This window comes from Psychrosphaera haliotis (assembly GCF_009728465.1).
GTDB classification, from domain to species: domain Bacteria; phylum Pseudomonadota; class Gammaproteobacteria; order Enterobacterales; family Alteromonadaceae; genus Psychrosphaera; species Psychrosphaera haliotis.
Map to the genome: position 1 here is coordinate 579,364 of NZ_WOCD01000005.1, position 14,653 is coordinate 594,016.

The following is a 14,653-nucleotide window of genomic DNA, read 5'->3' on the forward strand; positions in this document are numbered from 1 at the left end:
GAGGTGTAGAAATTAGAATTAGATCTCAAAAGGTTTTATTTAAAGATTAAATTTATCTGAAATAACTACTTAATTACCCCTCAAGGAGTTGCGATGGATAGAAGTCCAAGTGTCAGACCGCATAGATGGTTATGAACGACTGATGAACCGCATGACCCAGAGCAGTATGCTAAAGTGCGGCGAAGGCTGGAATGCCTAGGACCGGCCACATTAGTATGCGTTGTCATTGATTTTTCTGAATTCCAAACGTAAAAAAGCCCGCTATCATACGATAACGGGCTTCTTCGAATGGGAGCCTGCCGGTCGACTGCATGGATGCAGTCGGTTGATTGCGTCGGGAACGAGCAATCTAGAGCGTTAGCGAGCCGCCTTAATTGCTTAACGCCTAGAACGAAAAAATCCCCCGCACATATGTACGAGGGATTATTCAATTGGGAGCCTGGCGGTGAGCTACTCTCGCATAGCAAATGCTACACTACCATCGCCGCAGCTGCGTTTCACTTCTGAGTTCGAAATGGAGTCAGGTGGGTCCACAGCGCTATTGCCACCAGGCAAAGCTGTTTGTAATCGATGTTTTATAAACACCGCTTACTTAAATTGTCTTAACAATTAGAAAACTGAAATAAGGTAATATTGTTTGTAATAATTCTGACCATCAGTGCTCAAGAACACTTAAGCGTTGTATGGTTAAGCCTCACGGGCAATTAGTATAAGTTAGCTTAATGCCTCACAGCACTTCCACACCTTACCTATCAACGTTGTAGTCTTCAACGACCCTTTAGGACAGTTAAACTGTCAGGGATGACTCATCTCGAGGCTCGCTTCCCGCTTAGATGCTTTCAGCGGTTATCGATTCCGAACGTAGCTACCGGGCAATGCCATTGGCATGACAACCCGAACACCAGCGGTTCGTCCACTCCGGTCCTCTCGTACTAGGAGCAGCCCCTCTCAATCATCCAACGCCCACGGCAGATAGGGACCGAACTGTCTCACGACGTTCTAAACCCAGCTCGCGTACCACTTTAAATGGCGAACAGCCATACCCTTGGGACCGACTTCAGCCCCAGGATGTGATGAGCCGACATCGAGGTGCCAAACACCGCCGTCGATATGAACTCTTGGGCGGTATCAGCCTGTTATCCCCGGAGTACCTTTTATCCGTTGAGCGATGGCCCTTCCATACAGAGCCACCGGATCACTATGACCTACTTTCGTACCTGCTCGACATGTCCGTCTCGCAGTTAAGCTTGCTTCTACCATTACACTAACCGTACGATGTCCGACCGTACTTAGCAAACCTTCGTGCTCCTCCGTTACTCTTTGGGAGGAGACCGCCCCAGTCAAACTACCCACCAGACACTGTCCACAACCCCGATAAGGGGCCAATGTTAGAACATCAAACATACAAGGGTGGTATTTCAAGGATGGCTCCACCTGAACTGGCGTCCAAGTTTCATAGCCTCCCACCTATCCTACACATGTAGGTTCAATGTTCAGTGTCAAGCTGTAGTAAAGGTTCACGGGGTCTTTCCGTCTAGCCGCGGGTACACAGCATCTTCACTGCGATTTCAATTTCACTGAGTCTCGGGTGGAGACAGCGTGGCCATCATTACACCATTCGTGCAGGTCGGAACTTACCCGACAAGGAATTTCGCTACCTTAGGACCGTTATAGTTACGGCCGCCGTTTACCGGGGCTTCGATCATGAGCTTCTCCGAAGATAACCCAATCAATTAACCTTCCGGCACCGGGCAGGTGTCACACCGTATACGTCATCTTTCGATTTAGCACAGTGCTGTGTTTTTAATAAACAGTTGCAGCCACCAGGTCACTGCGACCCACTTCAGCTCCGACAGCAAGTGTCTTCACCTAACGTGGGCGTACCTTCTCCCGAAGTTACGGTACCATTTTGCCTAGTTCCTTCACCCGAGTTCTCTCAAGCGCCTTAGTATTCTCTACCTGACCACCTGTGTCGGTTTGGGGTACGGTTCTTAATCATCTGAAGCTTAGAGGCTTTTCCTGGAAGTATGGCATCAATGACTTCATCACCTTAGTGACTCGTCTCGTGTCTCAGTATTAGCCGCCCGGATTTACCTAAGCAGCCTACCTACACACTTTCACACGGACAACCATCGCCGTGCTCACCTAGCCTTCTCCGTCCCCCCATCGCAATGATTAAAAGTACAGAAATATTAATCTGTTTCCCATCGACTACGCATTTCTGCCTCGCCTTAGGGGCCGACTTACCCTACCCTGATTAGCATGGGATAGGAACCCTTGGTCTTTCGGCGTGGGGGTTTTTCACCCCCATTATCGTTACTCATGTCAACATTCGCACTTCTGATATGTCCAGCAGACTTCTCAATCCACCTTCAACCACTTACAGAACGCTCCCCTACCTAGCGAATAAATTCGCTACCGCAGCTTCGGTGTTATGCTTAGCCCCGTTACATCTTCCGCGCAGGCCGACTCGACTAGTGAGCTATTACGCTTTCTTTAAAGGGTGGCTGCTTCTAAGCCAACCTCCTAGCTGTCTAAGCCTTCCCACATCGTTTCCCACTTAGCATAAACTTTGGGACCTTAGCTGGCGGTCTGGGTTGTTTCCCTCTCCACGACGAACGTTAGCACCCGCCGTGTGTCTCCCGGATATTACTTTACGGTATTCGGAGTTTGCATGGGGTTGGTAAGCCGGGATGGCCCCCTAGCCCAAACAGTGCTCTACCCCCGTAAGTATTCGTCCGAGGCTCTACCTAAATAGATTTCGGGGAGAACCAGCTATCTCCCGGTTTGATTAGCCTTTCACTCCTAGCCACAGGTCATCCCCTAACTTTTCAACGTTAGTGGGTTCGGTCCTCCAGTTGATGTTACTCAACCTTCAACCTGCCCATGGCTAGATCACCGGGTTTCGGGTCTATACCTTGCAACTTATTCGCCCAGTTAAGACTCGGTTTCCCTACGGCTCCCCTATTCGGTTAACCTTGCTACAAAATATAAGTCGTTGACCCATTATACAAAAGGTACGCAGTCACAGAACAAGTCTGCTCCTACTGCTTGTACGTATACGGTTTCAGGTTCTATTTCACTCCCCTCACAGGGGTTCTTTTCGCCTTTCCCTCACGGTACTGGTTCACTATCGGTCAATTGGGAGTATTTAGCCTTAGAGGATGGTCCCCCTATCTTCAGTCAAAGTTTCTCGTGCTCCGACCTACTTAATATGTCCAACATGGCTTGTCGTGTACGGGACTATCACCCACTATCGTTGCACTTTCCAGAGCATTCCACTAAACCATGCTGATTCGGCTGTTTCCCGTTCGCTCGCCGCTACTTAGGAAATCTCGGTTGATTTCTTTTCCTCCGGGTACTTAGATGTTTCAGTTCTCCGGGTTCGCTTCGTATAGCTATGTATTCACTATACGATACCCTAAAAAGGGTGGGTTTCCCCATTCGGAAATTCTGGTTTATAACGGTTTTTATCACCTTAACCAGACTTATCGCAGATTAACACGTCCTTCATCGCCTCCAATTGCCAAGGCATCCACCGTATACGCTTATTCACTTAACCATACAACCTTAAATGCTCTCGCAGATTCAGTAGTATATTATGTGTCATATTTATTGGTTACTTGACTTGTATAAGGCCAAGAACCTGACATAAATAACGCTTGAGTTTTCTCTTACAGTGATAATCAAAATTATTTTTTTAGTTGTTGAATAACAAATAAATAAACAATAATGTTTACCTTATTTTTTTATCAGCTTTCCAAATTGTTAAAGAGCATGAGTTTATAAAAAACTCTAAACGATGCACACTAACTAATGTGTATGGTTTAGGGTTTTGAATCGAGAAACTGAGTGTCAGTATGGTGGAGCTACGCGGGATCGAACCGCGGACCTCTTGAATGCAAATCAAGCGCTCTCCCAGCTGAGCTATAGCCCCATACTGAAGTCACGTCATTAAAACGATTGTCCAAATCACATTTGACAAGGCATTTTGTTACGCGGTTTAGACTATCTAAACAAGTAACGAAATAACGCAGTCAGGTGAGATTTTGGTAGGCCTGGGCAGACTTGAACTGCCGACCTCACCCTTATCAGGGGTGCGCTCTAACCAGCTGAGCTACAGGCCTATCGTTTATGCTACAAACTCTCGAATGCAGCTAACAGCTTGCAGCTTTCTCGCTCATTATTCGTAATTAATTATTTGTGTGAACACTTCGAAGGTGTAACTTCGTATATAAGGAGGTGATCCAGCCGCAGGTTCCCCTACGGCTACCTTGTTACGACTTCACCCCAGTCATGAACCACAAAGTGGTGAACGCCCTCCCGAAGGTTAAGCTATCCACTTCTTTTGCAGCCCACTCCCATGGTGTGACGGGCGGTGTGTACAAGGCCCGGGAACGTATTCACCGTGGCATTCTGATCCACGATTACTAGCGATTCCGACTTCATGGAGTCGAGTTGCAGACTCCAATCCGGACTACGACAAGCTTTATGGGATCCGCTTACTCTCGCGAGTTTGCAACCCTTTGTACTTGCCATTGTAGCACGTGTGTAGCCCATCTCGTAAGGGCCATGATGACTTGACGTCGTCCCCACCTTCCTCCGGTTTGTCACCGGCAGTCTCCTTAGAGTTCCCACCATTACGTGCTGGCAACTAAGGATAAGGGTTGCGCTCGTTGCGGGACTTAACCCAACATTTCACAACACGAGCTGACGACAGCCATGCAGCACCTGTCTCAGAGTTCCCGAAGGCACTAAAGCGTCTCTGCTAAATTCTCTGGATGTCAAGAGATGGTAAGGTTCTTCGCGTTGCATCGAATTAAACCACATGCTCCACCGCTTGTGCGGGCCCCCGTCAATTCATTTGAGTTTTAACCTTGCGGCCGTACTCCCCAGGCGGTCTACTTAATGCGTTAGCTGCGCAAGACAGAGCTTAAGCTCCAAACTGCTAGTAGACATCGTTTACGGCGTGGACTACCAGGGTATCTAATCCTGTTTGCTACCCACGCTTTCGTACATGAGCGTCAGTGTCGACCCAGGTGGCTGCCTTCGCCATTGGTATTCCTTCAGATCTCTACGCATTTCACCGCTACACCTGAAATTCTACCACCCTCTGTCGCACTCTAGCCATCCAGTTTCAAATGCAGTTCCCAGGTTGAGCCCGGGGCTTTCACATCTGACTTAAATGGCCGCCTGCGTACGCTTTACGCCCAGTAATTCCGATTAACGCTCGCACCCTCCGTATTACCGCGGCTGCTGGCACGGAGTTAGCCGGTGCTTCTTCTGCGAGTAACGTCACACCTAGCCGGTATTAACGACTAAGCTTTCCTCCTCGCTGAAAGTGCTTTACAACCCGAAGGCCTTCTTCACACACGCGGCATGGCTGCATCAGGCTTTCGCCCATTGTGCAATATTCCCCACTGCTGCCTCCCGTAGGAGTCTGGACCGTGTCTCAGTTCCAGTGTGGCTGATCATCCTCTCAGACCAGCTAGGGATCGTGGGCTTGGTGAGCCTTTACCTCACCAACTACCTAATCCCACTTGGGCTTCTCTAAAGGCGGGAGCCGAAGCCCCCTTTGAGCCGTAGCTATCATGCGGTATTAGCAGTCGTTTCCAACTGTTGTCCCCCACCTAAAGGCAAATTCCCAAGCATTACTCACCCGTCCGCCACTCGTCAGCAACTAGCAAGCTAGTTCTGTTACCGTTCGACTTGCATGTGTTAGGCCTGCCGCCAGCGTTCAATCTGAGCCATGATCAAACTCTTCACTTAAAAGTTTAATCGCTACCCATTGAATTCTGTTCAAATAAATTTCGTTCAGACACTCAATTGATAGTTACAAGTACTAAGCTGCCTTCCGAAGAAGAACCTTAGTGTGTTTGTTACTACTCATCGGAGTGCCCACACAAATAATTAATTACAAATTGTTAAAGAACGTTTAGAGCCTTTCTGCTCTTGGTCTCGACTCTGTCTCAACCGGGATGCGCATTCTACACTTCCCTAATTCGTTGTCAACGTTTTTAGTAAATCCTTTTCGTTATTTTGAAGAAGTTTTCTAAACCGTTTTGAGTCAATCCAAACCACCTTCACTTAACGTTTCAAGCCGTTTGATGTCTCCCTGACAACGAGGACGCATTATAGAGATCTAATTACGTTGCGCAAGCGCTTTTATTAAAAAAGTGTGTTTTTCTTGTTGTTCGGCCAAATATGTATCGATATGGGTTGTTTTCATACGACAACTGTCAATTTTGGTTAAAAATCACTCTACTTAATGTTAATAAGTACCAGCTGCGATACTAATAGTCATTGGATAAGTAGATAAGTAGATAAGTAGATAAGTAGATAAGTAGATAAGTAGATAAGTAGATAAGTAGATAAGTAGATAAGTAGATAAGTAGATAAGTAGATAAGTAGATAAGTAGATAAGTAGATAAGTAGATAAGTAGATAAGTATAAAAGTATAAAAAAAGAAGATTGCTAAAAACAACCTTCTTTTCTTAATAAAGTAAAAAAGCCGGGTAAACCCGGCCTTTTCAATTACTCTTCAGTAGCTTCAACTACTTCAGCATCTGCATCAAGTTCTGGTCTACCAACCAGTTCAATGTACGCCATTGGTGCTTTATCACCAGTACGGTATCCACACTTGATAATTCTAGTGTATCCACCTGGACGTTCATTGTAACGTTGACCTAAGTCAGTAAATAATTTACCAACTACTTCAGCATCTCTCGTACGAGCGAATGCTAAACGACGATTTGCTACGCTGTCAGATTTAGCCATTGTGATCAATGGTTCAATAACACGACGTAATTCTTTCGCCTTAGGCAAAGTTGTCTTGATGATTTCATGCTTCACCAATGAACCCGCCATATTACGGAACATCGCTTGACGATGACTGCTGTTGCGGTTTAATTGACGACCACTCTTACGATGGCGCATGAGCTTTTCCTTCTAACTAATTCGTTTAAAAATTTAGTCGTTATCTAACAGACTAGCCGGTGGCCAGTTCTCTAGGCGCATGCCTAGTGATAAACCACGAGACGCTAAAACGTCTTTGATTTCCGTTAGAGACTTCTTACCAAGGTTAGGAGTTTTTAATAACTCAACCTCAGTACGCTGTACTAAATCACCGATATATTGTACTTGTTCAGCCTTCAAACAGTTGGCTGAGCGAACAGTCAATTCTAGATCGTCTACTGGACGTAATAGAATTGGATCAAATTCTGGTTTCTCTTCTTCTTGCGCTACTTCTGTAACATCACGTAAATCTACGAATGCTTCCAGTTGCTCAGCAAGAATTGTAGAAGAGCGACGAATAGCTTCTTCAGGATCTAAAGTGCCGTTCGTTTCCATATCAATGATCAATTTGTCTAAATCAGTACGCTGTTCAACACGAGCACTTTCAACATTATAAGCAATACGCTCAACAGGGCTGAAAGACGCGTCTAGAAGTAAGCGACCAATTGGACGATCTTCTTCGTCTGAGGACACACGCGCAGAAGCAGGAACATAACCACGGCCACGCTGCACGTTTACACGCATTGAAATTTCAGAGCTTTCACTCGTTAAGTTACAAATAACGTGTTCAGGGTTGATGATTTCTACATCACCATCGTGCTGAAAATCAGCAGCTGTAACAGGGCCAATACCCGACTTAGTTAAAGTCAAGGTTACTTCGTCCTTTCCCTCTACGCTAACTGCTAAACCTTTTAGGTTTAACAATATTTCGATCACATCTTCCTGTACACCTTCTTTTGCACTGTATTCGTGCTGGACACCGTCGATTTCTACTTCGGTTACCGCACAACCAGGCATAGATGACAACAAGATTCTGCGTAACGCATTACCTAAAGTGTGACCAAAGCCACGCTCTAAAGGTTCAAGCGTTACTTTTGCTCGAGTTGCACTAACTTGTTCAATGTCTACAAGCCTAGGCTTAAGGAATTCAGTTACAGACCCCTGCATTTTATATCCTCTTATGTTTCAACTTTACTTAGAGTAAAGTTCAACAATTAACTGTTCATTAATCTCTGCAGACAACTCAGAGCGTTCAGGGTGTGATTTATAAACACCTGTCATCGCTTTCGCATCTACGTCAATCCAAGTCGGTTTTTCACGTTGTTCAGCTAACTCAAGAGCTGCAACAATACGTCCTTGCTTTTTCGATTTTTCACGAATAGCAACAACGTCTTCTGCAGACACTTTGTAGGAAGGAATGTTCACTACGCTACCGTTAACAACAATTGACTTGTGGCTAACTAGCTGACGAGCTTCCGCACGAGTACTTGCGTAACCCATACGATAAACAACGTTATCTAAACGGCTTTCTAAAAGTTGTAATAGGTTTTCACCAGTATTACCTTTAAGACGTGCCGCTTCTTTGTAGTAGTTACGGAATTGTTTTTCTAAAACACCGTAAATACGACGAACTTTTTGTTTCTCACGAAGCTGTAAACCATAGTCAGACAAACGCGGCTTACGCGCGCCGTGTTGACCTGGTGCAGTATCGATTTTACATTTAGTATCTATAGCACGTACGCCACTCTTAAGGAACAAATCTGTTCCTTCGCGACGACTAAGCTTTAGCTTTGGACCCAAATATCTAGCCATGTTCTTTCTCCACTAACAGTCGTTATACACGACGTTTCTTAGGCGGACGACAACCGTTATGAGGAATAGGTGTAACGTCAGTAATGTTAGTGATCTTGTAACCCACAGCATTTAATGCGCGGATTGCAGATTCACGACCAGGACCAGGTCCCTTGACGAACACTTCAATATTCTTCAAACCGTACTCTTTTGCTGCTTCGCCTGCGCGTTCAGCCGCTACCTGTGCAGCGAATGGTGTTGATTTACGTGAACCACGGAAACCAGAACCACCTGCAGTAGCCCAAGACAATGCATTGCCTTGACGGTCGGTTAATGTAACGATTGTGTTGTTGAAAGACGCATGGATATGAGCCATACCATCAGCAACCTGCTTTTTTACTTTTTTACGTGAACGAGTTGGAGCTTTTGCCATTTCTTGCTACCTCGCCTTATTTAGTAATAGGTTTACGTGGACCTTTACGGGTACGCGCATTAGTTTTAGTGCGCTGACCACGTAGAGGAAGACTGCGACGGTGGCGCATGCCACGGTTACAACCTAAATCCATTAAACGTTTAATATTTAAAGTTACTTCACGGCGAAGGTCACCTTCTACAGTGTACTTGCCAACTTCTTCACGTAATTTATCTAAATCTTGTTCAGATAATGTTCCGATTTTCGTATCTTCCGCGATACCAGTAGACGCTAAAATTGCTTTTGAACGTGTTTTACCGATACCGAAAATCGCTGTAAGAGCGATTACTGAGTGTTTACGATCGGAAATGTTAATGCCAGCGATACGGGCCACTAACACATCTCCTATAGTTTTGGGTCAATCGAAAAGCCCGTTAGGATACTCGACCTTTGACCATTTGTAAATATGGGTGAGGAAAACTTCCTCACCCCCAACTTACGTCGTATTAACCCTGACGCTGCTTGTGCTTAGGGTCTGTACAGATTACGCGAACAACACCTGAACGCTTAATTACTTTACAGTTACGACATATCTTCTTAACGGAAGCACGTACTTTCATTGCTTTTACTCCGCAATCTAACGGCTATAGCCTTTCAGGTTCGCTTTATCTAAAGCTTTTCCTGCAAGGTTTGCCTTCTTAAGAACAGAATCATACTGATGAGACATCAACAGTGTTTGAATCTGCGCCATAAAATCCATGACAACAACAACGATGATTAACAACGATGTGCCACCAAAATAAAATTGGACGTTCCAAGCGATCATCATGAACTCAGGTACAAGACAAACAAATGTAATGTACATGGCTCCTGCCAGTGTCAAACGCGTCATCACCTTATCGATGTATTTCGACGTTTGCTCACCAGGTCTGATACCTGGAATGAATGCACCTGAGCGCTTCAAGTTATCCGCTGTTTCTCTCGGGTTGAAAACCAACGCGGTGTAGAAAAAACAGAAGAATATTATAGCAGCTGCGTACAACATAACATATAGGGGTTGTCCCGGTGATAATGTCAAAGACACTTGTTGCAGAAATTCTGCAACGGCACCTTCTCCAGTACCAAACCAAGCAGCAATAGTGCTTGGGAACATAATAATACTACCAGCAAAAATTGGTGGTATTACGCCAGCCATATTTACTTTTAAAGGTAAATGAGAGCTTTGTGCTTGAAACACTTGGCGACCCTGTTGTCGTTTAGCGTAGTTAACAACTATTCGTCGTTGTCCACGTTCTACGAATACAACAAAGTATGTAACCGCGAAAACAATAACTGCAATCAACAATAGTAACAACATATGCAATTCGCCTTGACGAGCTTGCTCTGCTGTTGAACCGATTGCAGATGGCAACCCTGCTACGATACCGGTAAAAATCAGTATCGAAATACCGTTACCAATACCTCGTTCAGTAATTTGTTCACCTAACCACATTAAGAACATGGTACCGGTTACTAAACTTACTACTGCTGTAAAATAGAAACCTGGTCCTGGGTTTAACACCAATCCCGGCATCATATTCGGTAAGCTAGTAGCAATACCAAACGACTGGAATGTCGCTAATACAAGCGTGAAATAACGAGTGTATTGACTGATTTTCTTACGACCAGCCTCACCTTCTTTCTTTAGCTCTGCTAAAGAAGGGTGCATCACCGTCAATAACTGCATAATAATTGATGCGGTTATATATGGCATGATACCTAACGCTAATACCGAAGCACGCTCAAGTGCACCACCGGAGAACATGTTAAACATTTCTACGATGGTACCCTTTTGCTGTTCGAATAATTCAGCTAGTACTGCAGCATCTATCCCAGGAATTGGAACAAAAGAACCCAATCGAAACACAACAATAGCTAAAAAAACAAATAATAATCGTTGTTTTAACTCGGCAAAGCCTGTCTGTCCGCTTTGTAGGTCTAATCCTGGTTTAGCCATAATGTACTTGTCCTTATTCTACTTTTCCGCCGGCTGCAACAATAGCTTCCTGCGCACCTTTAGTAACACGTAGACCAGCTACAGTTACCGGGCGTGCAACGTCGCCAGATTTAACAACTTTAACGAAAAGTATGTCTTTCTTCACTAGGCCTGCAGCTTTCAAAGTTTCTAAAGAAACGATGTCGCCTTCAACTTTTGTAATTTCTGACAATGTTACTTCATCAGTTACCAACGATTTACGAGAAGTGAATCCGAATTTCGGTAAGCGACGTTGTAAAGGCATTTGACCGCCTTCAAAACCTGGCTTAACACTTCCGCCTGAGCGTGATTTCTGACCTTTGTGTCCACGACCACCAGTTTTACCTAAACCAGAACCGATACCGCGTCCAACGCGTTTCTTATCCGTTTTAGCGCCTGGTGCTGGAGATAGAGTATTCAAACGCATCGATTACCCCTCCACTTTAACCATGTATTGAACTTGGTTTACCATACCACGTACACATGCTGTGTCTTCCAACTCAACAGTGTGATTGATACGGCGTAAACCCAAGCCACGTAATGTAGCTTTATGCTTCGGTAAACGACCGATAGAGCTACGTATTTGTGTTACTTTAATCGTCTTCTTAGCCATGGTCTATTACCCCAAAATTTCAGAAACGTTAAGGCCACGTTTAGCTGCGATTTGTTCAGGAGAATTCATTCCTGCCAAAGCGTCAACTGTAGCGCGAACTACGTTAATTGGGTTAGTCGAACCGTAACATTTAGATAGTACGTTTTGTACACCTGCTACTTCTAATACTGCACGCATTGCACCACCTGCGATGATACCCGTACCTTCTGAAGCTGGTTGCATGTAAACTTTTGAACCAGAGTGGCGACCCTTAATAGGGTGCTGCAATGTTCCATTAGTTAATTCTACACTAACCATGTTACGACGCGCTTTTTCCATTGCTTTTTGAATAGCAGCTGGAACTTCACGCGCTTTACCATAACCAAAACCTACACGGCCATTCTTGTCACCAACAACAGTTAAAGCAGTGAACGAGAATATACGACCACCCTTAACTACTTTTGATACACGATTTACCGCGATAAGCTTTTCTTCGAATTCTGTTTGCTTTGCTTCTACGTTAGACATGAGCTACTCCTAGAACTGAAGACCGGCTTCGCGAGCAGCGTCTGCTAACGCTTTCACACGGCCGTGATATTTAAAACCGCTACGGTCGAATGACACTTTTTCAACGCCATTCTTTACCGCACGTTCTGCTACTGCTTTACCAACCGCAGTTGCAGCTTCAACGTTACCTGTAGAAGCTACCGCAGAGCGGATATCTTTTTCTACAGTTGACGCCGCCGCTAACACCTTACCTTCAGGAGAAATTACCTGAGCGTAAGCGTGACGAGGCGTACGGTGCATTACTAAACGAGTAACACCGTTTTCAATAAACGTTCTGCGAGCGCGCTTGGCACGACGTAAACGAGCTGTTTTCTTATCCATCGTCTTACCTTACTTTTTCTTCGCCTCTTTGCGACGAACGATTTCATCGCTATAACGGATACCTTTGCCTTTATAAGGCTCTGGCTCACGATAAGCGCGAATATTCGCTGCAACTTGACCAACTAAATGTTTACTTGCACCCTTCACAACAACTTCTGTTTGTGATGGAGCTTCGATAGTCACACCAGCTGGCACTTCAAAGTCTACTGGGTGAGAGAAACCTAGAGATAGACTTAATACTTTGCCTTTTACCGCAGCACGGTAACCAACACCATTAAGAACTAACTTCTTCTCAAAACCAGCACTCACACCAACAACTTGGTTGTTAATGTTTGCACGAGCAGTACCTGCCTGTGCCCACGCGTCGGCAAAACCGTCACGAGGAAGTGTGCGAACTACGTTGTCTTCTAAAACAACTTCAACAGCAGGGTTAACGTTTAAAGTTAACTCGCCTACTTTACCTTTAACTTTTACTTCCTGACCATTTACGGCGATTTCAACACCGGCAGGAACATTAATAGGTGCTTTTGCTACACGAGACATTATGACTCTCCTATTAAGCTACGTAGCCGATGATCTCGCCGCCAATGCCCGCTTTGCGTGCAGCACGGTCAGTCATCAAACCTTTTGATGTAGAAACGATAGCTATACCTAGACCACCCATAACTTTAGGTAGGTCTGAAGTCTTCTTATATATACGAAGACCAGGACGGCTAACGCGTTTGATAGTTTCGATTACTGGTTTGTCTTCGAAGTACTTAAGTGTAACGTTTAATTCTTTCTTAACGTCACCTGACACTTCGTAGCCAGCAATAAAACCTTCGCTCTTCAAAAGTTCAGCCAAAGCTGTTTTTAACTTTGATGAAGGCATTGCAACGGTTACTTTGTTTGACATTTGACCGTTACGTACGCGGGTGAACATATCCGCGATAGGATCTTGCATGCTCATCTTTCAATACTCCCAGATTCTTACCAAGAAGCCTTTTTAAGGCCTGGAACTTCACCACGCATCGCTGCTTCACGAAGTTTAATACGGCTTAAGCCGAACTTACGTAAATAGCCATGTGGACGACCTGTCACATTACAACGGTTACGTTGACGTGCAGGGCTTGAATCACGAGGAAGCTCTTGAAGTTTAAGCACAGCTGCCCAACGATCATCATCAGACGTGTTAACGTCTTTGATAGTAGCCTTTAGATCGGCACGTTTTGCAGCGAATTTTTCAACTAATTTGGCACGTTTTACATCACGTGCTTTCATTGATTGCTTAGCCATAACTCTACACCTTATCCTTTAAATGGGAAGTTGAAAGCAGCTAACAGAGCGTGACCTTCCTCGTTCGATTTTGCAGAGGTAGTAATTGTGATATCTAAACCACGTACTTTGTCTACTTTATCGAAATCGATTTCAGGGAAGATAATTTGCTCGCGTACACCCATGCTATAGTTACCGCGACCGTCAAATGACTTAGGATTTAAGCCACGGAAGTCACGAACACGAGGTAGAGCGATTGTAATTAAACGCTCTAAAAAGTCCCACATACGCTCGCCGCGTAGAGTTACCTTGGCACCGATTGGGTAGCCTTCACGAATTTTAAAGCCAGCAACTGACTTACGTGCACGAGTAACAACAGGCTTTTGACCAGCAATAGATTGCATGTCAGAAGTTGCTGCTTCTAGTACTTTTTTATCCGCTAGAGCTTCACCCAGACCCATGTTCAGGGTAATCTTTTCAAGTCGTGGGACTTGCATGACAGATGTGTAGCCGAACTGTTTAACTAGTTCAGGCACTACGCTGTCTTTATAAGTATCATGCAGTTTCGCCATCATATACTCCAAGATTAGATAGTTTTACCATTAGATTTGAAGATACGAACTTTTTTGCCGTCTTCAAATTTAAAACCTACACGATCAGCTTTACCCGTTTCTGGGTTAAGGATCGCAACGTTTGATACGTTGATTGACGCTTCTTTTTCAACAATGCCACCAGGCTGCTGTAGTTGTGGTACAGGTTTTTGGTGTTTCTTGATAAGGTTCACGCCTTCTACGATTAATCTGTCAGTACCAGTGATAACTTTTAAAACTTTACCAGTTTTGCCTTTATCTTTACCAGCAATAACGATTATTTCATCTTCACGACGAATTTTGCTTGCCATTTTCAG

16 protein-coding genes, 2 tRNA genes and 3 rRNA genes are annotated in these 14,653 nt (G+C 44.8%); all 21 read right to left on the reverse strand.

All coding sequences use genetic code 11. From position 1 onward, the window contains the following. Window positions 1-437: 437 nt before the first annotated feature. A 5S ribosomal RNA gene (gene rrf, locus GNP35_RS13330) occupies window positions 438-552 on the reverse strand. A 131-nt stretch (window positions 553-683) separates the two neighbouring features. Further along, window positions 684-3,562 (reverse strand): 23S ribosomal RNA (locus GNP35_RS13335). 299 nt (window positions 3,563-3,861) lie between these two features. Continuing rightward, a tRNA-Ala gene (locus tag GNP35_RS13340) sits at window positions 3,862-3,937 on the reverse strand. A 113-nt stretch (window positions 3,938-4,050) separates the two neighbouring features. Beyond that, window positions 4,051-4,127, reverse strand: a tRNA-Ile gene (locus tag GNP35_RS13345). A gap of 108 nt (window positions 4,128-4,235) precedes the next feature. Further along, window positions 4,236-5,769: ribosomal RNA gene (locus GNP35_RS13350) — 16S ribosomal RNA — on the reverse strand. The 16S, 23S and 5S rRNA genes sit together here with 2 tRNA genes alongside, the layout of an rRNA operon. A 765-nt stretch (window positions 5,770-6,534) precedes the next feature. Then, the gene (gene rplQ / locus GNP35_RS13355) at window positions 6,535-6,936 is read right to left on the reverse strand and encodes a 50S ribosomal protein L17 (protein ID WP_155696616.1); all 402 of its coding nucleotides are present in this window, start codon (window positions 6,934-6,936) and stop codon (window positions 6,535-6,537) included. A gap of 33 nt (window positions 6,937-6,969) precedes the next feature. Next, complete coding sequence (locus GNP35_RS13360) at window positions 6,970-7,962, reverse strand: DNA-directed RNA polymerase subunit alpha (protein WP_155696618.1); 993 nt, start codon at window positions 7,960-7,962, stop codon at window positions 6,970-6,972. A 24-nt stretch (window positions 7,963-7,986) separates the two neighbouring features. Continuing rightward, window positions 7,987-8,607 (reverse strand): 30S ribosomal protein S4, encoded by a 621-nt coding sequence (gene rpsD / locus GNP35_RS13365; RefSeq protein ID WP_155696619.1) that lies wholly within the window; start codon window positions 8,605-8,607, stop codon window positions 7,987-7,989. Window positions 8,608-8,629: 22 nt separating this feature from the next. After that, on the reverse strand, window positions 8,630-9,019 hold the full coding sequence (gene rpsK, locus GNP35_RS13370; protein WP_155696621.1) for a 30S ribosomal protein S11: 390 nt from the start codon (window positions 9,017-9,019) through the stop codon (window positions 8,630-8,632). A 16-nt stretch (window positions 9,020-9,035) separates the two neighbouring features. Continuing rightward, a complete protein-coding gene (rpsM, locus tag GNP35_RS13375; protein ID WP_330997821.1) occupies window positions 9,036-9,392 on the reverse strand; it encodes a 30S ribosomal protein S13 in 357 nt (118 codons plus the stop codon). A 112-nt stretch (window positions 9,393-9,504) separates the two neighbouring features. Continuing rightward, window positions 9,505-9,618 carry a 50S ribosomal protein L36 gene (gene rpmJ, locus GNP35_RS13380; protein ID WP_105051509.1) on the reverse strand — a complete coding sequence of 38 codons (114 nt, stop codon included), beginning with the start codon at window positions 9,616-9,618 and terminating at the stop codon, window positions 9,505-9,507. A 17-nt stretch (window positions 9,619-9,635) separates the two neighbouring features. Continuing rightward, on the reverse strand, window positions 9,636-10,994 hold the full coding sequence (secY, locus tag GNP35_RS13385) for a preprotein translocase subunit SecY (protein WP_155696623.1): 1,359 nt from the start codon (window positions 10,992-10,994) through the stop codon (window positions 9,636-9,638). A 13-nt stretch (window positions 10,995-11,007) separates the two neighbouring features. After that, window positions 11,008-11,439, reverse strand: coding sequence for a 50S ribosomal protein L15 (gene rplO / locus GNP35_RS13390; protein WP_155696625.1), 432 nt, complete (start codon window positions 11,437-11,439; stop codon window positions 11,008-11,010). A 3-nt stretch (window positions 11,440-11,442) separates the two neighbouring features. Continuing rightward, window positions 11,443-11,625, reverse strand: coding sequence for a 50S ribosomal protein L30 (gene rpmD / locus GNP35_RS13395; RefSeq protein WP_155696627.1), 183 nt, complete (start codon window positions 11,623-11,625; stop codon window positions 11,443-11,445). A 6-nt stretch (window positions 11,626-11,631) separates the two neighbouring features. After that, window positions 11,632-12,132 (reverse strand): 30S ribosomal protein S5, encoded by a 501-nt coding sequence (gene rpsE, locus GNP35_RS13400; protein ID WP_155696629.1) that lies wholly within the window; start codon window positions 12,130-12,132, stop codon window positions 11,632-11,634. Between the two features lie 9 nt (window positions 12,133-12,141). Then, window positions 12,142-12,492, reverse strand: a complete 351-nt coding sequence (gene rplR, locus GNP35_RS13405) for a 50S ribosomal protein L18 (protein ID WP_155696631.1) — start codon at window positions 12,490-12,492, stop codon at window positions 12,142-12,144. A 9-nt stretch (window positions 12,493-12,501) separates the two neighbouring features. After that, window positions 12,502-13,035 carry a 50S ribosomal protein L6 gene (gene rplF / locus GNP35_RS13410; RefSeq protein ID WP_155696633.1) on the reverse strand — a complete coding sequence of 178 codons (534 nt, stop codon included), beginning with the start codon at window positions 13,033-13,035 and terminating at the stop codon, window positions 12,502-12,504. A gap of 13 nt (window positions 13,036-13,048) precedes the next feature. Further along, a complete protein-coding gene (gene rpsH, locus GNP35_RS13415) occupies window positions 13,049-13,441 on the reverse strand; it encodes a 30S ribosomal protein S8 (protein ID WP_155696635.1) in 393 nt (130 codons plus the stop codon). A gap of 20 nt (window positions 13,442-13,461) precedes the next feature. Further along, on the reverse strand, window positions 13,462-13,767 hold the full coding sequence (gene rpsN, locus GNP35_RS13420) for a 30S ribosomal protein S14 (protein ID WP_155696637.1): 306 nt from the start codon (window positions 13,765-13,767) through the stop codon (window positions 13,462-13,464). An 11-nt stretch (window positions 13,768-13,778) separates the two neighbouring features. Then, window positions 13,779-14,318 (reverse strand): 50S ribosomal protein L5, encoded by a 540-nt coding sequence (rplE, locus tag GNP35_RS13425; protein ID WP_155696638.1) that lies wholly within the window; start codon window positions 14,316-14,318, stop codon window positions 13,779-13,781. A 14-nt stretch (window positions 14,319-14,332) separates the two neighbouring features. Further along, window positions 14,333-14,647 carry a 50S ribosomal protein L24 gene (gene rplX / locus GNP35_RS13430; protein WP_155696640.1) on the reverse strand — a complete coding sequence of 105 codons (315 nt, stop codon included), beginning with the start codon at window positions 14,645-14,647 and terminating at the stop codon, window positions 14,333-14,335. Between the last annotated feature and the right edge of the window lie 6 nt (window positions 14,648-14,653).

Excerpts from the sequence above, each read along its gene's own strand:
- rplX (WP_155696640.1), bottom strand. The coding sequence starts at position 14,647 with ATGGCAAGCAAAATTCGTCGTGAAGATGAAATAATCGTTATTGCTGGT.
- rpsK (WP_155696621.1), bottom strand. The coding sequence starts at position 9,019 with ATGGCAAAAGCTCCAACTCGTTCACGTAAAAAAGTAAAAAAGCAGGTT.
- rpmJ (WP_105051509.1), bottom strand. The coding sequence starts at position 9,618 with ATGAAAGTACGTGCTTCCGTTAAGAAGATATGTCGTAACTGTAAAGTA.
- rpmD (WP_155696627.1), bottom strand. The coding sequence starts at position 11,625 with ATGGCTAAGAAGACGATTAAAGTAACACAAATACGTAGCTCTATCGGT.
- rplR (WP_155696631.1), bottom strand. The coding sequence starts at position 12,492 with ATGGATAAGAAAACAGCTCGTTTACGTCGTGCCAAGCGCGCTCGCAGA.
- rpsH (WP_155696635.1), bottom strand. The coding sequence starts at position 13,441 with ATGAGCATGCAAGATCCTATCGCGGATATGTTCACCCGCGTACGTAAC.
- rpsD (WP_155696619.1), bottom strand. The coding sequence starts at position 8,607 with ATGGCTAGATATTTGGGTCCAAAGCTAAAGCTTAGTCGTCGCGAAGGA.
- secY (WP_155696623.1), bottom strand. The coding sequence starts at position 10,994 with ATGGCTAAACCAGGATTAGACCTACAAAGCGGACAGACAGGCTTTGCC.
- rplO (WP_155696625.1), bottom strand. The coding sequence starts at position 11,439 with ATGCGTTTGAATACTCTATCTCCAGCACCAGGCGCTAAAACGGATAAG.
- GNP35_RS13360 (WP_155696618.1), bottom strand. The coding sequence starts at position 7,962 with ATGCAGGGGTCTGTAACTGAATTCCTTAAGCCTAGGCTTGTAGACATT.
- rplQ (WP_155696616.1), bottom strand. The coding sequence starts at position 6,936 with ATGCGCCATCGTAAGAGTGGTCGTCAATTAAACCGCAACAGCAGTCAT.
- rplE (WP_155696638.1), bottom strand. The coding sequence starts at position 14,318 with ATGGCGAAACTGCATGATACTTATAAAGACAGCGTAGTGCCTGAACTA.
- rpsE (WP_155696629.1), bottom strand. The coding sequence starts at position 12,132 with ATGTCTAACGTAGAAGCAAAGCAAACAGAATTCGAAGAAAAGCTTATC.
- rplF (WP_155696633.1), bottom strand. The coding sequence starts at position 13,035 with ATGTCTCGTGTAGCAAAAGCACCTATTAATGTTCCTGCCGGTGTTGAA.
- rpsN (WP_155696637.1), bottom strand. The coding sequence starts at position 13,767 with ATGGCTAAGCAATCAATGAAAGCACGTGATGTAAAACGTGCCAAATTA.